General features: G+C 74.7%; 13 protein-coding genes and 1 tRNA gene. 3 read left to right on the top strand and 11 right to left on the bottom strand.

From position 1 onward, the window contains the following. Positions 1–224 precede the first annotated feature (224 nt). Complete coding sequence (locus ACFY0O_RS05815) at positions 225–719, top strand: ATP-binding protein (RefSeq protein ID WP_358895909.1); 495 nt, start codon at positions 225–227, stop codon at positions 717–719. Positions 720–821: 102 nt separating this feature from the next. Here ACFY0O_RS05815 and ACFY0O_RS05810 read toward each other — a convergent pair whose 3' ends face one another. Both ACFY0O_RS05810 and ACFY0O_RS05805 read right to left on the bottom strand, forming a co-directional pair. Beyond that, on the bottom strand, positions 822–1,067 hold the full coding sequence (locus ACFY0O_RS05810) for a DUF397 domain-containing protein (protein ID WP_042811861.1): 246 nt from the start codon (positions 1,065–1,067) through the stop codon (positions 822–824). A 107-nt stretch (positions 1,068–1,174) separates the two neighbouring features. Beyond that, complete coding sequence (locus ACFY0O_RS05805; RefSeq protein ID WP_388943225.1) at positions 1,175–3,223, bottom strand: FUSC family protein; 2,049 nt, start codon at positions 3,221–3,223, stop codon at positions 1,175–1,177. Between the two features lie 134 nt (positions 3,224–3,357). On the opposite strand from ACFY0O_RS05805, the gene tatA reads away from it, so the two are divergent. Next, complete coding sequence (tatA, locus tag ACFY0O_RS05800) at positions 3,358–3,531, top strand: Sec-independent protein translocase subunit TatA (protein WP_045946127.1); 174 nt, start codon at positions 3,358–3,360, stop codon at positions 3,529–3,531. On the opposite strand, the gene ACFY0O_RS05795 is transcribed toward tatA, so the two are convergent. Next, positions 3,532–4,701 carry a DUF2786 domain-containing protein gene (locus ACFY0O_RS05795; RefSeq protein ID WP_388943477.1) on the bottom strand — a complete coding sequence of 390 codons (1,170 nt, stop codon included), beginning with the start codon at positions 4,699–4,701 and terminating at the stop codon, positions 3,532–3,534. 231 nt (positions 4,702–4,932) lie between these two features. On the opposite strand from ACFY0O_RS05795, the gene ACFY0O_RS05790 reads away from it, so the two are divergent. After that, entirely contained in the window at positions 4,933–6,657 is a 1,725-nt protein-coding gene (locus tag ACFY0O_RS05790) for a bifunctional 3'-5' exonuclease/DNA polymerase (RefSeq protein ID WP_388943222.1), read from the top strand. Between the two features lie 10 nt (positions 6,658–6,667). On the opposite strand, the gene ACFY0O_RS05785 is transcribed toward ACFY0O_RS05790, so the two are convergent. The 8 genes from ACFY0O_RS05785 to topA form a co-directional block, all read right to left on the bottom strand. Then, positions 6,668–7,132: a GNAT family N-acetyltransferase gene (locus ACFY0O_RS05785; protein WP_388943219.1), complete on the bottom strand. Its 465-nt coding sequence runs from the start codon at positions 7,130–7,132 to the stop codon at positions 6,668–6,670. Between the two features lie 94 nt (positions 7,133–7,226). Then, entirely contained in the window at positions 7,227–8,486 is a 1,260-nt protein-coding gene (locus ACFY0O_RS05780) for a hypothetical protein (RefSeq protein ID WP_388943216.1), read from the bottom strand. Between the two features lie 70 nt (positions 8,487–8,556). Next, positions 8,557–9,072, bottom strand: coding sequence for a SigE family RNA polymerase sigma factor (locus ACFY0O_RS05775; protein ID WP_388943213.1), 516 nt, complete (start codon positions 9,070–9,072; stop codon positions 8,557–8,559). A gap of 153 nt (positions 9,073–9,225) precedes the next feature. Then, positions 9,226–9,299 (bottom strand) — tRNA-Thr (locus tag ACFY0O_RS05770). A gap of 106 nt (positions 9,300–9,405) precedes the next feature. Further along, entirely contained in the window at positions 9,406–10,941 is a 1,536-nt protein-coding gene (locus ACFY0O_RS05765; protein WP_388943210.1) for an alpha/beta hydrolase, read from the bottom strand. Positions 10,942–11,082: 141 nt separating this feature from the next. Further along, positions 11,083–12,294, bottom strand: a complete 1,212-nt coding sequence (locus ACFY0O_RS05760; protein WP_388943208.1) for a DNA polymerase III subunit delta' — start codon at positions 12,292–12,294, stop codon at positions 11,083–11,085. 103 nt (positions 12,295–12,397) lie between these two features. Beyond that, entirely contained in the window at positions 12,398–15,673 is a 3,276-nt protein-coding gene (gene tmk / locus ACFY0O_RS05755; RefSeq protein ID WP_388943205.1) for a dTMP kinase, read from the bottom strand. 162 nt (positions 15,674–15,835) lie between these two features. After that, positions 15,836–18,700, bottom strand: coding sequence for a type I DNA topoisomerase (topA, locus tag ACFY0O_RS05750; protein ID WP_388943203.1), 2,865 nt, complete (start codon positions 18,698–18,700; stop codon positions 15,836–15,838). Between the last annotated feature and the right edge of the window lie 94 nt (positions 18,701–18,794).

Below are 18,794 nucleotides of genomic sequence, written 5' to 3'. Positions count from 1 at the left end.
TGCGTAGGAAGAAATGAGCAAGAACCGTCACGGGAGTGGACAGGTCCGGCGCGTGCACGTGCATCTGCCCTTGCATCCGGCTTCGCCATTCGGAACGATGGTGCCGCGCACCTGCGTGCTCTTCGCGCCGGCGCCGGACCCACCCCGCAGTTCTCTTTGGCCGAAGCCGACCGCTTCGTCCGCGAATCCCGGGAGTGCCTCGCATGGGGACGATTGGATCGGTCATGCTCGAGCCGTTACGGCAGGGGCTGCCCCCGGTCGATCCCACGGCCGTCTCCGGGTCCGCCTCCTGTGCCCTGCCGGCCCGCTTCGAAGCGGTGCGGGGCGCCCGCTCCTTCACCAGATCGACCTTGTCCCAGTGGGGCCTGGACGACCGCTTCGACGACGTCGCCCTGGTGGTCTCCGAACTCGTCACCAACGCGCTGCGGCACGCCCTCCCCGACGACCCGCGCCCCTGCGGCGGCGAACAGCCGGAGTCGGCGGCGGTGCGGCTGCACCTGATGCGGTGGAGCACCCGGCTGGTGTGCGCGGTGCGGGATCCGAGCGAGGACCGGCCGGGGGGCTCGTTCGCGCCCGAGCGCACGGACGAGAACTGCGACCTGGAGTCGGGGCGAGGACTGTTCCTGGTGGACTCCTACAGCGACAGCTGGGGCTGGCACCCGCTCGCGGGACGGCTCACCGGCAAGGTGGTCTGGGCGCTGTTCCTGCTCCGGGACTGACGCGCCCTCGGGGGCCGACGACACGCACGACCGGCCGGGCCCGATCCTTTCGATCGGTTCCGGCCGGTGCACGTGCATGGCCTGATTCTCCGCGCTGTGCTTTCAGCCGATCAGATGATCGAACTCGCCGTCCTTGACGCCCAGCAGCAGCGCCTCTATCTCGGCCGGCGTGTAGACGAGCGCCGGCCCGTCGGGGAACCGGGAGTTGCGCATGGCGACGTCGCCGCCGGGCAGTTTGGCGAACTCCACGCAGGATCCCTGCGAGTTGCTGTGTCTGCTCTTCTGCCAGGTCAGCTCATACAGGGTAGTGAGCTCTGCAGCTGCCGTCCCGTTGTACGCGTGGTCCACAGGAAGCCCCCGATAGTGCAGATGTCAACTCCACCGGATCATAGCTGCGTTCACCGTCGCATGCATGGGCAGATGCACGTGCACGCGCGGTGGGGCAGTGATCACCCTCAGGGGCGGAGGGCCTGCGAGACCTCCTCCAGCGAGTCCAGCAGCCGCTCCGCCGCCTGGCGTACGACGCCCGATTCCGGCACACGGTTCCCCCCGTCCAGCAGGGCCCGCACCCCGTCCCACTCCGGAACCCGGCGTTCCCGCACCGCCCGCGCCGCCTCCCCGGTCGCCTCCCGCAGCGACCCGGCCAGCTCGGCGGCGCCCGGCGCGGGCGCGTGGGCCCGGTCCGGGAGGTGGGCCTCCAGCAGCATGGCGCCCCGCCCGAAGGCGGCCACGGCCTCCCCGGCCCCCTCGGCTGCCGCCCGGGACAGGCCCCGGTGGCGCACCGGCTCGCCCTCCGCCCGCGCGAGCGCCTCCTGCCAGGCGATGCGGGCGTCCCGGGCCGCCAGCAGCGCCTCCCGCACGTCCGCGCGCCGGGCCCCGGCCGGGTCGGCGTACTGCCCGAGCACCGCGGCCGCGTACCGCCCGTCGGCGGCGAGCCAGTCGGCCAGCCGGGTGCGCAGCCGCGGGGTCTCCCAGGCCGGGTACACGGCGTAGGCGAGCATCGCGAGGACCCCGCCCACGAGGGTGAGGGCGATCCGGTCGGGGACGGTCTGGTCCCAGCGGACCCCTCCCATGCCGAGCAGGAACACGACGTACGCGGAGACGCACACCTGCGAGACGGCGTACCCGGTGCGCATCAGCGCGTACATCAGCCCGGCGCTGACCACCGCGAGCAGCCCCGACAGGTACATCCCGGGCCGGGCCAGCTGGACGACCGCGGTGGCCGCCCCCACCCCGACCAGGGTCCCGCCGAAGCGGGCGACGGCCCGGGACCAGGTCTGCGTGAAGTCGGGCCGCATCACCATCACCGACGCCATCGGCGCCCAGTACCCGTGCCCGAACGGCAGCACCTGCCCGACCAGGTACCCCGCGCACGCCGCCCCCGTCACCCGCACGGCGTGCCGCAGGACGGGCGAACCCGGCCGCAGCTCGGCCCGCACGGCCCGCAGCACCAGCGGCACCAGGGCCGGCACGGTGGGACGCAGCCGGGCCTCCCCGGGGTCGGCGGTGCGCCCGGTGCCCGGCTCGGCCGTCTCCAGCACGTCGTCCAGCAGCGCGGCGAGCCTGCGCGCGGCCCGCAGCGCCGCCCCCTCGAACACCTCCGGCAGGTCGGGGGCCTTCAGCACCTCCAGGGCCGGGCCGGGCAGCCGTACGGGGTCCCCGTGGCGGATGGCGTGCGCGGCGGCGTCGAGCACGGTCCCGGCGGCGTCCAGCAGCGCCCGCACCCGGTCCCGCCCCGGCCCCTCGGCGGGGGCCCCGACGGCCGGGTCGGCGAGGGAGGCCAGGACGGGCCGGATCCGCTCCGCCAGCCCCCGCGCCCCGTGCAGCTCGGCGGGGCGCCGGCGGGCCTGGCGGGCGGTGACGGCGGCGGCGTCCCGAGCCTTCATCAGGGGCGCGGGGTCGAAGGCGCTGACCGGGTCGTGGCGCAGCCGGCGGGCGTAGTCGGCCTCGGCGGCGAGGGCGTCGGCCAGGGCGTCGCGCTGGGCGCCCCAGCGGCGGACGGGGAAGAGCACGATCAGCAGCGCCTGCACCAACCCGCCCGCGGCGATCATCGCGGCGTGCCCGGCGGCCTGCGGCACGGAGGTCGGCAGGGTGACGGTGACCAGCATGACGGCGACGTTGCCGGAGGCGATCATCCCGGCGGTGGGACCGGCCGCCCACAGCAGCCCCGCCCCGAAGGCCCACAGGGCCAGCATCGGCAGGAACAGCCCCACGTCGGCGGAGCCGACCAGGTACCCGAGGAAGGTGGAGACGGCCAGGGTCAGCCCGGAGGCCAGGGCGAGCACCGGCCGGGGGCGCCAGCTCTGCTGGAAGGTGGCGATGGCGGCCATGAAGGCCCCGAACGCGGAACTCGCGGCCGCGCCCGGCCCCAGGAAGGCCAGCCCGGCCCCGATGACCACCGCCAGCCCGGCGGCGGCCCGCAGCGCGACGAGCGGCTCCAGCCGGCGCCGCTCGACGGTCATGGCAGCGCGCCCGGCGTCCTTCAGCGCGCGCAGCCAGCCCATGGCGCCGAGCCTAACGGCCCCGACGGTTTTCAGGATTTCTTCAGATTTGTACGGGACCCTTGCCGCGCTGTTCGATGAGCCGAATCATCGATGCGTCCCCTGTCCTCCGCCCCTCACCCGAATGTAGGTATCCCATGCTGCGCAACGGCCTGGAGCCCTGGCACCTGATCATCGTCCTGGTGGTCTGCCTGATGCTGTTCGGTTCGAAGAAGCTGCCCGACATGGCCCGCTCCCTCGGCAAGTCGGCCCGCATCCTGAAGTCGGAAGCCCGCGCCATGCGCTCGGAGAACTCCCAGGACCCCGCCTAGCTAGCGCCGGTCCGGCAGGGCGGCCCGCCTGCCGCCCACATGGGCGGCGTCGGCCGCCGCGGTCCCGTCCTCCCAGCCTGCGTGATCGGTGGCCCCGCGCAGCCGCGTGGTCGTGGTCCGCGGGAACATCTCGTCGGCCCTGGACGTCACGGCCACGTCCCGGGCCACCAGCGCCGGCAGGTTGTCCGGCGCCTCGCCGGCCGTGTGCTCGGCGGTCTCGGCGAGGCGCCGGCCGAGCCGGCTGGCGTAGGCGAGCAGGAACGATTGCCGGAAGGTCTTGGTCCGCTTGCGCCCGCCGGCCCGCTGGGCGGCCTCGGCCCGCGTCATGGCGGCCGTCCCCTGCACGAGCAGCGAGGTGTACAGCAGCTCGACGGCCTCCAGGTCGCTCTCGAAGCCGACCACGGTCGAGAACTCGAACGCGCTGTTCCACACCGCCCGGCAGCGGTTCGCGGTGGCCACCGCGTCCAGCAGCACCGCCTTGGCCTCCTCGTACGGGGGCTCCACCCCGATCCGGCAGGCCCCCGGCACCCGCACCGGCCCGCCGCCGCGCACCGCGAGCAGCGCCTCGTCCACGGTGTGCCGCGCCATCAGCTCCTGGGCCTTGGCACTGAGCGCCTCGGCCTCCTCCGGATAGGTGGTGGCCTCGGCCTTGGCGAGCAGCGCCCGGATCCGCCCGAGCATCCGCGGCTCGATGTGCGCGTGCTCCGCGAGGTCCCCCGCCGGGTCGCCGGGGACGGGCCCCACCGGCTCGATCGTCGGCAGCCGGACCAGCAGCCGGTACAGCTCCAGGACGGCGGTGGCCAGGGTGAACCGGTCGGCCCGCTCACGCCGCGCGAGCGCCTCGGCGTACGCCTCGTCCCCGGACCACCACACCTCCCCCGCGCCCCACCCGTCGGGCAGCCGCCCGTAGCGCCGCGCCTCGGCGGCGACCAGGTCCCCGAGGACCCGCTGGTGCGCCTCCCCGAGGTCCCGCCGTACGAGCCGCTCCACATCGGCGGGCCGCCACCCCCGTTCCCAGGCCCGCCGCAGGAACCCCTCCCCGCGCCGGACCAGCTCCCGCCCGACGTCCCCCCACGCCCCGGCGGCCAGCACGGAGGCCCCGCTGTCGAGCCCGGCATCGTCCTGGGCGTACAAGGCGGCGGCGAAGGCCCGGTCGACAAGGGCGGCGATCTCACTCACCCCTTCAGGGTGTCACGGCCACCTCCACCGCCCGGACGGGCCCGCCGCCCCCGACCCAGCCCACCCACCCCAGCCAAAATCCAGCCCCGCCGGCGCTTGAGGCGCTGGGGGCACCTCCCAGCGGTAGCTGGGGGAGGGTCCGGGGCGGAGCCCCGGGTTCCTCCAGCCCCGCCGGCGTTTGAGGCGGCCCCCCTGTCAGCCCCCGGTGGGACACTCGCACCCGTGAGCGACCACCCCACCCCCTGGGCCCTGACCGAAGCCCCCGACGGCCGGTGGCACGCCACCCCCGTACCCCCGACCGGCCAGGTCACGGGCCCCCTCACCTTCGCCACCCCCGCGGAGGCGATCCGCACCGCACCCCCCGCCACCCGCTGGATCTGGCGCTCCACCCCCGCCGTCTACCCCCGCCTGCTCGCCGCCGGCCTCCGCGTGGACCGCTGCTACGACATCGAGGACGCCGAACTCCTCCTCCTCGGCCACGAGGGCCGCTCCGGCGAGCCCCGCTCGGCCGCCGCCGCCTGGGCCCGCCTCACCGGCGCCCCCGTCCCCCCGGACCCCCCGCAGCGCACCGCCGCCCCCGCCACCGCCCGCACCCAGGACTCCCTCTTCGACGCCGCCGGGCTCGCCGACCCGCACCACCGCCCCACCACCCACCTCCCCCTGGACGCCCTCCTCGCGGTCCACGCCGACCAGGCCCGCCGGCACGCCGCCACCGCCCACCCCGACCGGCTCCGCCTCCTCACCGCCGCCGAGTCGGCGGCGTTCCTCATCGCCGCCGAGATGCACCACACCGGCCTGCCCTGGCGGGCCGACGTGCACCGGGCCCTGCTCACCGAGCTGCTCGGCGAGCGCTACGCCGGCGGCGGCGAACCCCGCCGCCTGGCCCAGCTGGCCGACGAGGTCTCCGCCGCGTTCGGCCGCCGGGTCCGCCCCGACCTCCCCGCCGACGTGCTCAAGGCGTTCGCCGAGGCCGGGATCAAACTCCGATCGACCCGCCGCTGGGAGCTCCAGGAGGTCGACCACCCGGCGGTCGAGCCGCTCCTCCTCTACAAGAAGCTGTACCGGATCTACACCGCCCACGGCTGGTCCTGGCTCACCGACTGGGTCCACGACGGCCGCTTCCGCCCCGAGTTCGTCCCCGCCGGCACCCTCACGGGCCGCTGGGTGACCCACGGCGGCGGGGCCCTGCAGATCCCCAAGGTGATCCGCCGGGCCGTCGTCGCCGACCCGGGCTGGCGGCTCGTCGTCGCCGACGCCGACCAGATGGAGCCGCGCGTCCTGGCCGCGATCTCCCGCGACCCCGCCTTCATGGAGGTGGCGGGCCGTCCGGAGGACCTCTACACGGCCGTCTCGCGCCAGAGCTTCTCCGGCGACCGGGAGAAGGCGAAGATCGCCGTGCTCGGCGCGGTCTACGGCCAGACCTCCGGCGACGGCCTCAAGAACCTCGCCGCCCTCCGCCGCCGCTTCCCCCGCGCGGTGGCGTACGTGGACGACGCGGCCCGGGCCGGCGAGGAGGGCCGCCTGGTGCGCACCTGGCTGGGCCGGACCTGCCCGCCCCCGGCCGGCGCCGCCGAGGACGGCGAGGCGGGCATCCCGCAGGACCGCGACGACGAGGCCGCGCCCACGGGCTGGACCCCGTCCTACGCCTCGACCGACAGCCGCGCCCGGGGCCGCTTCACCCGCAACTTCGTCGTCCAGGGCAGCGCCGCCGACTGGGCCCTGCTGATGCTCGCGGCGCTGCGCCAGGCCACCGCCGGCATGCGCGCGGAGCTGGTCTTCTTCCAGCACGACGAGGTGATCGTGCACTGCCCGGCCGAGGAGGCCGAGGCCGTCGCCGCGGCGATCCGCGCGGCGGGCGACCGCGCGGGCCGCATCGCCTTCGGCGACACCCCGGTCCGCTTCCCGTTCACCACGGCGGTCGTGGAGTGCTACGCGGACGCGAAGTAGGAACGGACCCTCACCCCAGCTCCCGGAAGTAGATGTAGTACCCCTCCCGGACGAACCCCTCCGACTCGTACAGCCCCTGCGCGACCGCGTTGTCGAACCCGGTCTCCAGCTGCACGCCCGCCACCCCGGCCTCCCGCGCCCGCTCCAGCACCTCGCGCAGCAGCGTCCGCCCGGCGCCGGTGCGGCGGCCCGACGGGGCGACGTAGAGGTCCCCGAGGACCCAGACGGGCCGCATCGCCAGCGACGAGAACGTCCGGTAGACCTGCGCGAACCCGACCGTCCCCGCGCCCTCCACCTCGGCGAGCAGCACCAGCGACTCGTCCTTGGCGATCCGCTCGGCGAGGAACTCCCGGGGCCGCCCGGGTTCCTCCACGGCCACCTCGTAGAACTCCAAGTACCCCCGGAACAGCTCGGCGGCCACATCGAGGTCCTCCTCGACGGCGACCCGAACGACAACCCCACCCTGCTCAGCCATCCGACGCTCCTCGCTCACTCGCACCTGACGGCCCATTGTGCGCGCGACCCGGAATCCGGGGCCACCAAGTTCTCCGGCCCGCGACCGGGGCCGGCTAGCGGGCGGCCTGCGCCCACTTGTCGCTCGTCGCCATCTCCTTCAGCTGCGCCATCGTCAGCGCCGGCTCCTTGCGGGTCGCGTCGCTCTCCTGGTTCCTGGAGTTGAAGGCCGAGACGATCACGCGGGTGCCGTCCGTCCGCAGCGTGTCCACGTTCCACCAGACCACGTTCCTGCCGCCCTTCTCCCCGACCGTCTGGCGGGCCACCACCTTCGTGCCGTCCGGCATCACCGTGGCGTCCGCGAAGAGGCCGTCCACGCCGCCGCCGCGCTTCCCGTACGACTGGACCTCCGCGGTGACCATCGACTTGCCCTTGCCGTCGTCGAGGACGGCGTAGGCGCTGCCGACCTCCTCCCCCTTGGCCGCGACCGGGATGCCGTACCCGGCCAGCAGGGCGTCCAGGACCGGCGCGACCGACGCCGCCGGACGCGAGGAGGAGCGCGGCGACTCCGGATGGGCCGCCGACAGGTCCGCCAGCGCGGGGTGCCACAACGGCGAGAGCGCGAAGGCCTTCAGCCGGGCCGGGTCCAGCGGAGGATCGGTCCGCGAGACGGGCTCGCCCTTCTCCGCGGCCGCGTTCCACTCCTGCACGTCCACCAGGTAGCCCTGCGGGGTCACCAGCGTGGCCCGCCACGCCTTCGTGGGCTCGCGTCGGTCGGGGTACTCGTAGCCCTGGTAGACCATGATCTTCGACCCGTCCGCCAGCGTCTCGGACGTGCAGCCGTCGTAGTCGAACTTGTTCTTGTCGGGGCAGGTGACCAGCTCGGCGGTGCTCGCCCCGTTCGGGTCCACGCGGTTGAGGCCGACCCCGACGGCCCCCTTGCCCTTGCCGTCGTCGTACACCGCGGAGGCCGTCGGGATCCCCCCGAATCCGGGCCCGGTCCCGTGTCCCTTGACCTCGGTCAGCTGTCCGTCGGGCAGCAGCTGCCTGAGCCAGGCGGCCATCTGCTCGTCGGAGACGGCACCGGTGCCCGACCCCGGCGCCCCCTTCGCGGGCGGGGTGCTCGACAGGGCCGGCGGGGCCGCGACCTCCGCCGTCCCTCCCCCGCCCGAGCCGCTCAGCAGCCCGCCCGCGAAGGCACCGGCGGTACCGATCAGCGCCAGCCCCAGCGCCGATCCGCCGATCACGGCGGCCCGGCGGCGGACCACCAGCCTCCGTCCGCGCCGCTCACCGCCTGCGACAAGGGCCTGCCGGTCAGGCGTGAAGCCGCTCCCCGCCTGCCGCAGGGCTTCACCGAGCTCATCTTCAAAGGACATACGGACCCAGACCTTCCACTCAGTAGCGAGGAGGAACGAGGAAAACGACGAAACAGGGCACCCGCACCACTTACCCGGCGGCCAACTCGGCCAGTGAGCCCCCCAGTTGCCCGCGCAGCCGGGTCAGCGCCCGCGAGGTCCGGGTACGGACCGCCGCCGAGCTGACGTCCATCGCCTCGGCGGTCTCCTCGACGCTGCGGTCCTCCCAGTACCGCAGCACCAGCACCGCCCGGTCCTTCGGCGCCAGCTGCCCCAGCGCCTGCAGCAGGGTCACCCGCAGCTCGGGGTCGGCCCCGCCCGCTTCCGGGACGCCCGACTCGGGGAACTCCCCGACCGGACGCTCCCCCGCCGACCGGCGCCGCTGGTGCGTCAGGAAGGACCGCACGAGCACCGTCTGCGCGTAGGCGGCCGGATTGTCGATGCGGGAGATCCGCCCCCACAGCAGGTACATCCGCCCCAGGGTCTCCTGCACCAGATCCTCCGCGAGGTGCACGTCACCGCTCGCCAGCAGACAGGCCGACCGGTACAACGGCCCCGACCGCCCCGCCGCGAACTCCCGGAACCCGTCCCTGCGCCCCTGCCGCATCCACTCCCCCTCGCGTCCGTCTCACCCCTTCGACGCGATGACGGCCCGGGAATGTTTCACCCGAGTTCGCGGAAGCAGGTAAGCGGGGGCCCACACGGGCAGAGGGCATGAAAAAGCCCCAGGTCACGGCGAGTGAGTCCTGGGGCTGATCCGAGCCGCCTTCGGGATTCGAACCCGAGACCTACGCATTACGAGTGCGTTGCTCTGGCCAACTGAGCTAAGGCGGCACCGCTGGGAAGACGAGAAAAATCCCCCTCGGGGGCTTCTCATCAGCAGCGTCGCCAAGTCTACAGGGTCCGGACCGATGCCCCGAACCGGGTTCCGGCGCAGGGGTCAGCAGCGCTTGTCGGCGGCGGGGGCCCGGCCGTCCAGGAGGTAGTGGTTGATCGCCGTGTCGATGCAGTCGCTGCCCCGGCCGTACGCCGTGTGGCCGTCGCCGTCGTAGGTGAGGAGCGTGCCCGAGTCGAGCTGGTCCGCCAGGGAGCGGGCCCACTTGTACGGGGTCGCCGGGTCGCGGGTCGTGCCGACCACCACGATGGGGGCCGCGCCGGGGGCCTTGAGGGGCTTCGCCGTGCCCGTGGCCTTCACCGGCCAGTACGTGCAGTTCAGCGAGGCCCAGGCCAGCCCCGCGCCGAAGACCGGCGAGGCCTTCTCGAAGGAGGGCAGGGCCTGGTCCACCGCTTCCGGGCCGCTGAAGGCGGGGGGCTGGTCGAGGCAGTTCACGGCGGCGTTCGCGAACATGAGGTTGGCGTACTTGCCGTCCCCCTCGCGTTCGTAGTAGCTGTCGGTGAGGCTCAACAGAGCGGCCCCGTCGCCGTTCATCGCGTCCGCGAGGGCCTGGCGCAGGTGCGGCCAGGCGCTCTCGTCGTACAGGGCCGCGATCACACCCGTCGTGGCCAGGGACTCGCCCAGCGGGCGGCGCGGGTCGCCGGAGGGGACGGGCTGGGCGTCGAGCTTGCGGAAGAGTTCCTTCAGGCGGCGGCCCTGCTCCTCCGGCGTGCCCTGTCCCAGCGGGCAGTCGGCCTGCTTGGCGCAGTCCTTCGCGAAGGAGCGGAAGGCCGTCTCGAAGCCCGCCGTCTGGTCGCGGTTGAGGTCGAGCGCCGGGCGTGAGGGGTCCATCGCCCCGTCCAGGACCATCCGGCCCACGCGGCCGGGGAAGAGGTCCGCGTAGGTGGCGCCGAGGAAGGTGCCGTAGGAGGCGCCGACGTAGTTCAGCTTCCCGTCGCCCAGGACCGCCCGGAGCAGGTCCATGTCGCGGGCGGCGTCCACGGTGGAGACGTGCGGCAGGATCCGCGCCGAGCGCTGCTCGCAGCCCGCCGCGAACTCCTTGAACGCCGCCACCAGCCGGGCCCGTTCCGCCTGGTCGTCCGGGGTCTGGTCCACCTGCGTGAACCGGTCCATCGCCGGGCCGTCCAGGCACTCCACGGGACTGCTGCGGGCCACCCCGCGCGGGTCGAAGGAGACCATGTCGTAGCGGGCGCGGACGGGCGCCGGGTAGCCGATGCCCGCGTACGCCTGGAGGTAGCCGATGCCGGAGCCGCCGGGGCCGCCCGGATTGACCACCAGGGAGCCGAGCTTCTTGCCCGGGCCGGTGGCGGTGCGGCGGGCCACCGCGATGTCCACGTCCTGGCCGACGCCCGGGTGCGCGTAGTCCAGCGGCGCCCTCATCGTGGAGCACTGGAAGCCCGGGACACCGCAGTCGCGCCAGCCCAGCTTCTGCGTGTAGTACGGGCGCAGCCCGGCCGGGACCGCGGACGGCTCGGCCGAGGCGGAGGCCACGCCCGGGCTGCCGGAGGTGCAGCCGGAGAGCAGCAGCCCGGCGGCTGCGAACACGGTCCCGGTGGTACGCAGCAGTCGCCTGGTGTCCATGCGGCGAGCGTACGTCCTGCCGGGGGCCCTGTCCGTCGGCCGCCGCCGGGGCGGCGGCCCGCCGACCGGGCGCGGACCGGCCGCCCGGCGACCGGAACGGATGCCCCGCGCACGGCCCGGAACCGCTCGTACGGGTGAAGGTCAGCCCGCGCGCAGGGCCATCGTCATGGCCTCCACCGCCAGCAGCGGGGCCACGTTCCGGTCGAGGGCCTGACGGCAGGCGATGATCGCCTCGATGCGCCGCAGGGTCCGCTCGGGGCCCGAGGCGCGGGCGATCCGGTCGAGATCGGGGCGTATGTCCTCGTTCGCGATGGCCAGGGCCGAGCCGAGCTGGAGGGCCAGGACGTCCCGGTAGAAGCCCGTCAGGTCGGTGAGGGCGAGGTCGAGGCTGTCGCGCTGGGTGCGGGTGCGGCGGCGCTTCTGGCGGTCCTCGAGCTCCTTCATCACCCCGGCCGTCCCGCGCGGCAGCCGCCCGCCGGCGCCCGCTCCGGCGCCGAGCGCGGCCCTCAGCTCCTCGGTCTCCTTCGTGTCGACCTCCTCGGCGACCTGCTTGGCGTCCTCCGCGGCCGCGTCGACCAGCTCCTGGGCGGCCTTGAGGCAGCCGCCGACGTCGTCCACCCGCAGGGGCAGCTTCAGCACGGCGGCGCGGCGGCTGCGGGCGGCCTCGTCGGTGGCGAGCCGGCGGGCCCGGTCGATGTGGCCCTGGGTCGCGCGGGCGGCGGCCGCGGCGGCGGCCGGCTCGACGCCGTCCCGCCGGACCAGCACCTCGGCCACCGCCGCCACGGACGGGGTGGTCAGCGTCAGGTGCCGGCAGCGGGAGCGGATGGTGGGCAGCACGTCCTCCAGGGACGGCGCGCACAGCAGCCAGACGGTGCGCGGGGCGGGCTCCTCCACGGCCTTGAGCAGGACGTTGCCCGCGCCCTCGGTGAGCCGGTCGGCGTCCTCCAGGACGATGACCTGCCAGCGGCCCACGGCGGGCGACAGCTGGGCGCGGCGGACCAGGTCGCGGGTCTCCTTCACACCGATCGACAGGAGGTCGGTGCGGACGATCTCCACGTCGGCGTGCGTCCCGGCCATGGTGGTGTGGCAGCCGTCGCAGAACCCGCAGCCCGGTTCGCCGCCGAGGGCGCGGTCCGGGCTGACGCACTGGAGGGCCGCCGCGAAGGCCCGGGCGGCGGTGGCCCGTCCGGAGCCGGGGGGGCCGGTGAACAGCCAGGCGTGGGTCATCTTGGAGCCGGGCGGCAGCGGTTCGCCCGCGGCGGCGGCCGTGACCAGGGCGTCGGCGTCGCGGGAGGCGGCGGCCAGCTGCGCGTGCACGCGCTCCTGTCCCACCAGGTCGTCCCACACGGGCATCCCGCCCACCGCCTTTCACCGTCCGTGGATGCTCCGCACCCGTCTGCTCACATTGTGGCGCCCGCCACCGACAAACCGTCCGCGGCGGGAGGGGACCGCCGGGTCAGCGGCGGCGGCGCCGGCCGCCGCGGCCGTCGTCGTCCGCGCGCTCGTCGCCGTCCCGGTCCCCGGGGCGGGGGCCCAGCAGTTCGTCCGCCAGGGTCGGCAGGTCGTCCATCGGGGTGGGCTCGGCCCAGTCGGACGGGGTCCTGCGCGGCCGGCCGTCCTCGTCGAAGACGGGGAGCTCGCGGGTCACGTCGTTGTCGGAGTCCCGGAAGATGCCCGGCGGCACCCGGTCGGCCGGGGCCTCCTGGGAGTGGGGGGCAGTCGGACGCTCCGCCGGCCGGGTCCGCCCGCCCGGGGCGGCGGCCGGGGGCGGCCCGTCGGGCCGTACGGCGGGCAGGACGGCCGTCTCGTCCGAGGGACGCGACGTGGACGCCGGGTCGATCTTGGGCACGGGAACGGTCTGCGTCACGTCGTCGGGCTGGACCACGCGCCGCACCACCGGCGTCTCGACCGTGACGGCCTCGTCCGCCGGGAGCGCGTCCTTGCGCATCCCGACCTTCGGCGCGGGCGCCTCGGCGGCCTTCGCCGCGGCCTCGGCAGCGGCTGCGGCGGCCGAGGCCTCCGCCAGCTTGCGTGCCTCCTCCGCCCGCAGCAGGGCCTCCTCGGCCCGCCGCTGCTTCTCCAGCCGGCGTTCCTCCGCCTCGGCCCGCAGCCGGGCCTCTTCCGCCTCCTGGAGCCGGATCCGCTCCCGCTCGGCGGCAAGGGCCCGCTCCTCGGCCTCCGCGCGCAGCCGTTCGGCCTCGGCCCGGGCCCGGGCCTCCGCCTCGGCCTTGCGCCGCTCCTCCTCCGCCCTGAGCCGCTCCTCCTCGGCCTTGAGGCGGGCCTCCTCCGCCTTGCGGGCGGCCTCCTCCTGGGCCAGCCGACGGGCTTCCGCGGCCTCGCGCTCCGCCTGGAGCCGCGCCGCCTCGGCCTCCTGCTCGGCCTTGATCCGGGCCTCCTCGGCGAGGCGCTCGGCCCTGAGCCGGGCCTCCTCGGCCTCCTTGGCCAGGCGGGCCTCCTCCTCGGCCTTCAGCCGGGCCTCCTCCGCCTTGCGCGCGGCCTCCTCCTCGGCCTTGCGCCGGGCCTCCTCCTCGGCCAGCCGGCGCGCCTCCAGCTGCGCGGCCACCTCGGCCTCGGACAGCGGGAGCATCCGGTCCAGGCGGTGGCGCACCACGGTGGTCACGGAGCCGGGGTCCTGGCCGGCGTCCACCACCAGGTAGCGGCCGGGGTCGGCGGCGGCGAGCGTCAGGAAGCCGGCCCGCACCCGCTGGTGGAACTCGGTCGGCTCGGACTCCAGCCGGTCGGGGGCCTCCGTGAACCGTTCCCGCGCGGTCTCCGGGGAGACGTCGAGCAGCACGGTCAGGTTCGGCACCAGGCCGTCGGTGGCCCAGCGGGAGATCCGGGCGATCTCGGTCGGGGACAGGTCGCGCCCGGCGCCCTGGTAGGCCACCGAGGAGTCGATGTAGCGGTCGGAGATGACCACCGCGCCCCGCTCCAGGGCGGGCCGGACCACCGTGTCCACGTGCTCCGCGCGGTCGGCGGCGTACAGCAGCGCCTCGGCGCGGTTGGACAGCCCGGCGGAGGAGATGTCCAGCAGGATCGAACGGAGCCGCTTGCCGACCGGGGTGGCGCCCGGCTCCCGGGTCACGACGACCTCGTGGCCCTTGCCCCGTATCCAGTCGGCCAGCGCCTCGACCTGGGTGGACTTGCCGGCGCCGTCGCCGCCCTCCAGGGCGATGAAGAAGCCGGTCGCGGACGGGGCCTGGACGGGCTCCCCGCCGCGCAGCGCCTCGCGCAGGTCGCGGCGCAGCGGTACGCCGCCGCGGTCGTCGGCCCGGGTGAGGACCACGACGGCGACGGGCAGCAGCAGCGCGCCGACCAGCATCAGGGTGTAGGCGGCGCCGCCGTGGGTGAGGGTGATCCGGCCGGCCTCCAGCCGGTGCGGGCCGATCGCGGCGGCCAACAGCGGCGCGGCCACGGCGCCGAGGGCCACGGCCACCCGGACCACGGCCTGCAGGTGCGCGGTGACCCGGGCGCGGCGGAACTCCTCGGTCTCCTGGTCGAGCAGGGTGTGGCCGGTGTTGGCGGCCACACCGGCGGCGGTGCCCGCGAGCAGCGCCAGGAACAGCACGGTCGCCGTGTCCCGGACCAGTCCGGCCAGCAGCAGCGCCACTCCTGCGACGGCGATGGCGAGGGCGAGCAGCCGGCGCCGGGACAGCCCGGGCAGTACCTTCCCGGCCTGGGTGGCGCGGATCCCGGCGGCGGTGCCTCCGACGAGGGCGAGCACCATCAGGGCGTACGAGGAGGGCCCGCCGCCCAGGTCCAAGGCGTGCAGCACGGCCACGGAGGCGGCGGCGGCGACGGCGGCGGCCACGGCGGCGCAGGCCAGCACGAGCAGCCGGATCGAGCCCGTACGCCCCTTCTCGGTCCGGTCGCCCGCGCGGGGGGCGCGCAGCCCCTCCAGCGGAGAGCGCGGCCTCGGGGTCTTCACCTCGGGCAGGGTCAGCGGGAGCAGCAGCGAGAGGGACGCGGCGAACAGGCCGGCGGCGACGTAGGAGCCCAGCGCCGACCGGTTCACGGCGAACCAGTCCACGCCCAGGCCCAGCGCCCGCCCGACCAGCGTCGCGACGAGCAGGGCGGCGGCCGCGACGGGCATCGCCGCGAAGGCCGTGCGCAGGCTGAGGCGGCGCAGGGCGTCGAGGTGGTCCGGGAGCGGTCGTACCGTCGCCCCCTCCGGCGGCGGCGCGGGCAGCAGCCCGGGCGCGGCGCTCTCCTTGGCCAGGGTCCAGACGCGCTCGGCGGCTCCCGAGACGAAGACGGTGGCCAGCAGGGCGACCGTGGCGTGCGCCGGGATCCAGTCGAGCCAGAGCGGGGCGACGACGAACAGCACGATCCGCAGCCCGTCGGCGCCGGCCATCGTCCAGCGGCGGTCCAGCCTGCCGCCGGGGGCGGTGAGCCGGGCGAGCGGGCCGAGCAGGACGGCGCCGAACAGGACGGTGGCGAGGACGCGCACCGCGAAGACGGCGGCGACGGCGAAGGCGGCGCCCCGGTAGCCGGTGCCGAAGAGGCCGCCGGCGGCGTCCGTGACGGTCGCCTGGAGGGTCAGCAGCACGAGGACCAGCAGGGCGAGGGCGTCACCGATGCCGCTCACCAGCTGGGCGCTCCACAGCCGGCGCAGCCCGGGGGTGCGCAACAGGGCGCGCACCGCTCGCTCGCGGGAGTCCGCGGCTAGGGCTTCGTCGTAGGCGGGGTTCTCGGAGGCGGTCACGACCGGTGGCTGCTCGGCTCGCGTCATCCGCCCAGCCTATCCGCTGCGCTGGGCCGTTGCCGTGGCCTGTGGACAGGGCCCCGTGTGACCCCGCACCCACCTTCCGGGACCGCTGCGCGGAGCGAGGTCCCCGCGGAACGGGCGAAGGGCGGGGCGGAGCGCCGCAGCACCCCGGCCCCGCCCGTGCGCCTACTCGTCCGCCGCAGCGTCCGCCGCAGCCGCCGCCTTCTTCGCGGCCGCCGTCGTCGTCTTCTTCGCCGCGGTCGCCTTCTTGGCCGCCGCCGTCGTCGTCTTCTTGGCCGCCGTCTTCTTCGCCGCCGTGGCCGCGGCCTTCTTGGCCGGGGCCTTCTTGGCCGGGGCCTTCTTCGCGGTGGCGGCCTTCTTCGCCGGGGCCTTCTTCGCGGTCTTCTTCGCCGGGGCCTTGGCCCGCTTCTCCGCGAGCAGCTCGTAGCCGCGCTCCGGCGTGATCGTCTCGACGTCGTCGTCCCGCCGCAGCGTCGCGTTGGTCTCGCCGTCCGTGACGTACGGGCCGAAGCGGCCGTCCTTGACGACCACCGGCTTCTCGCTGACCGGGTCCGTGCCCAGCTCCTTGAGCGGCGGCTTGGCCGCGGCCCGGCCCCGCTGCTTGGGCTGGGCGTAGATGGCGAGGGCCTCGTCCAGGGTGATGGAGAAGAGCTGGTCCTCGGTCTCCAGGGAGCGCGAGTCCGTGCCCTTCTTCAGGTACGGGCCGTAGCGGCCGTTCTGGGCCGTGATCTCCACGCCCTCCGCGTCGGCGCCGACGACGCGCGGCAGCGACATCAGCCGCAGGGCGTCGTCCAGGGTGACCGTGTCCAGGGACATGCTCTTGAACAGGGAGGCCGTCCGCGGCTTGACCGCGTTCTTGCCCGTCTTCGGGGTGCCCTCGGGCAGGATCTCCGTCACGTACGGCCCGTAGCGGCCGTCCTTGGCGACGATCTGGTTGCCGCTGACCGGGTCCGCGCCGAGCGCGAACTCGCCGCTCGGCTTCGCGAACAGCTCCTCCGCGTAGGCGGTCGTCAGCTCGTCCGGGGCCAGGTCGTCGGGGACGTCGGCCCGCTGGTGGCCCTCCGCGTCCTTCTCGCCGCGCTCCACGTACGGCCCGTAGCGGCCGACGCGCAGCACGATGCCGTCGCCGACGGGGAAGGAGGAGATCTCCCGGGCGTCGATCGCGCCCAGGTCCGTGACCAGCTCCTTGAGGCCGCCGAGGTGGTCGCCGTCGGCCGGGACGACCTCGGTGGCGTTCTCGGAGCCGAAGTAGAAGCGCTTGAGCCACGGCACGGACTGGGCCTCGCCGCGCGCGATGCGGTCGAGGTCGTCCTCCATCTTGGCGGTGAAGTCGTAGTCGACGAGCCGGCCGAAGTGGGTCTCCAGCAGGTTGACCACGGCGAAGGACAGGAAGGACGGGACGAGCGCCGTGCCCTTCTTGAAGACGTAGCCGCGGTCCAGGATCGTGCCGATGATCGACGCGTACGTCGACGGGCGGCCGATCTCCCGCTCCTCCAGCTCCTTGACCAGCGAGGCCTCGGTGTAGCGGGCCGGGGGCTTGGTCGCGTGGCCGTCGGCGGTGATCTCCTCGGCCCTCAGCGCGTCGCCCTCGGCGACCTGCGGCAGCCGGCGCTCGCGGTCGTCGAGCTCGGCGTTCGGGTCGTCGGCGCCTTCGACGTAGGCCTTCATGAAGCCGTGGAAGGTGATCGTCTTGCCGGAGGCGCTGAACTCGGCGTCCCGGCCGTCGCTCGCCCGGCCGCCGATCTTCACGGTGACGGAGTTGCCGGTGGCGTCCTTCATCTGGGAGGCGACGGTCCGCTTCCAGATCAGCTCGTACAGGCGGAACTGGTCGCCGGTCAGACCCGTCTCGGCGGGCGTGCGGAAACGATCACCCGAAGGCCGGATCGCCTCGTGCGCCTCCTGCGCGTTCTTGACCTTGCCGGCGTAGACGCGCGGCTTCTCGGGCAGGTAGTCGGCCCCGTAGAGCTGCGTGACCTGCGCCCGGGCCGCCGCCACGGCGGTGTCGGAGAGCGTGGTGGAGTCCGTACGCATGTAGGTGATGAAGCCGTTCTCGTACAGCTTCTGGGCCACCTGCATCGTCGCCTTCGCGCCGAAGCCCAGCTTGCGCGAGGCCTCCTGCTGGAGGGTCGTCGTGCGGAACGGGGCGTACGGGGAGCGGCGGTACGGCTTGGACTCGACCGAGCGGACGGCGAAGTCGGCGCCCTGGAGCGCGGCGGCGAGCGCCCGCGCGTTCGCCTCGTCGAGGTGCAGCACCTCGCCCTTGAGCTGCCCGTTCGGGCCGAAGTCGCGGCCCTGCGCGACGCGCTTGCCGTCCACCGTGTTCAGGCGGGCGACCAGCGAGGACGGGTCGGACGCGTCACCGGCGCGGCCGGTGGCGAAGGTGCCCGTCAGGTCCCAGTACTCGGCGGACCGGAAGGCGATGCGCTCGCGCTCGCGCTCGACGACGAGACGGGTGGCGACGGACTGGACGCGGCCGGCGGACAGCCGCGGCATGACCTTCTTCCACAGGACCGGCGAGACCTCGTAGCCGTAGAGGCGGTCGAGGATGCGGCGGGTTTCCTGGGCGTCGACCATGCGCTGGTTGAGCTCGCGCGGGTTGGCGACGGCGTCCCGGATGGCGTCCTTGGTGATCTCGTGGAAGACCATCCGGTGGACGGGGACCTTGGGCTTGAGGACTTCCTGGAGGTGCCACGCGATGGCTTCGCCCTCGCGGTCCTCATCGGTGGCGAGGAAGAGCTCGTCGGACTCGGCCAGCAGCTCCTTGAGCTTCCTGACCTGCGCTTTCTTGTCCGCGTTGACGACATAGATCGGCGCGAAGTCGTGCTCGACGTCCACGCCGAGACGGCGGACCTCGCCCGTGTACTTGTCGGGGACCTCGGCGGCCCCGTTGGGGAGGTCGCGGATGTGCCCGACGCTCGCCTCGACGACGTACCCAGGGCCGAGGTAGCCCTTGATCGTCTTCGCCTTGGCAGGGGACTCGACGATGACGAGTCGGCGGCCGCCCTGTGCGGTCTCGCTAGTCGGGGACAACTTGGCTCTTCTCTCCGGTCGGCACTCGGTCGCAGTACGGCGACGCTGCGGAGTGTGACGGTACAACCCGCCCCCGTGTCAAACGGCACAAGCC

Source organism: Streptomyces sp. NPDC001594 (assembly GCF_042893675.1).
GTDB lineage: Bacteria > Actinomycetota > Actinomycetes > Streptomycetales > Streptomycetaceae > Streptomyces.
Note: the sequence above shows the minus strand (reverse complement) of the source record. Positions and strands in the feature narration are given on the sequence as shown.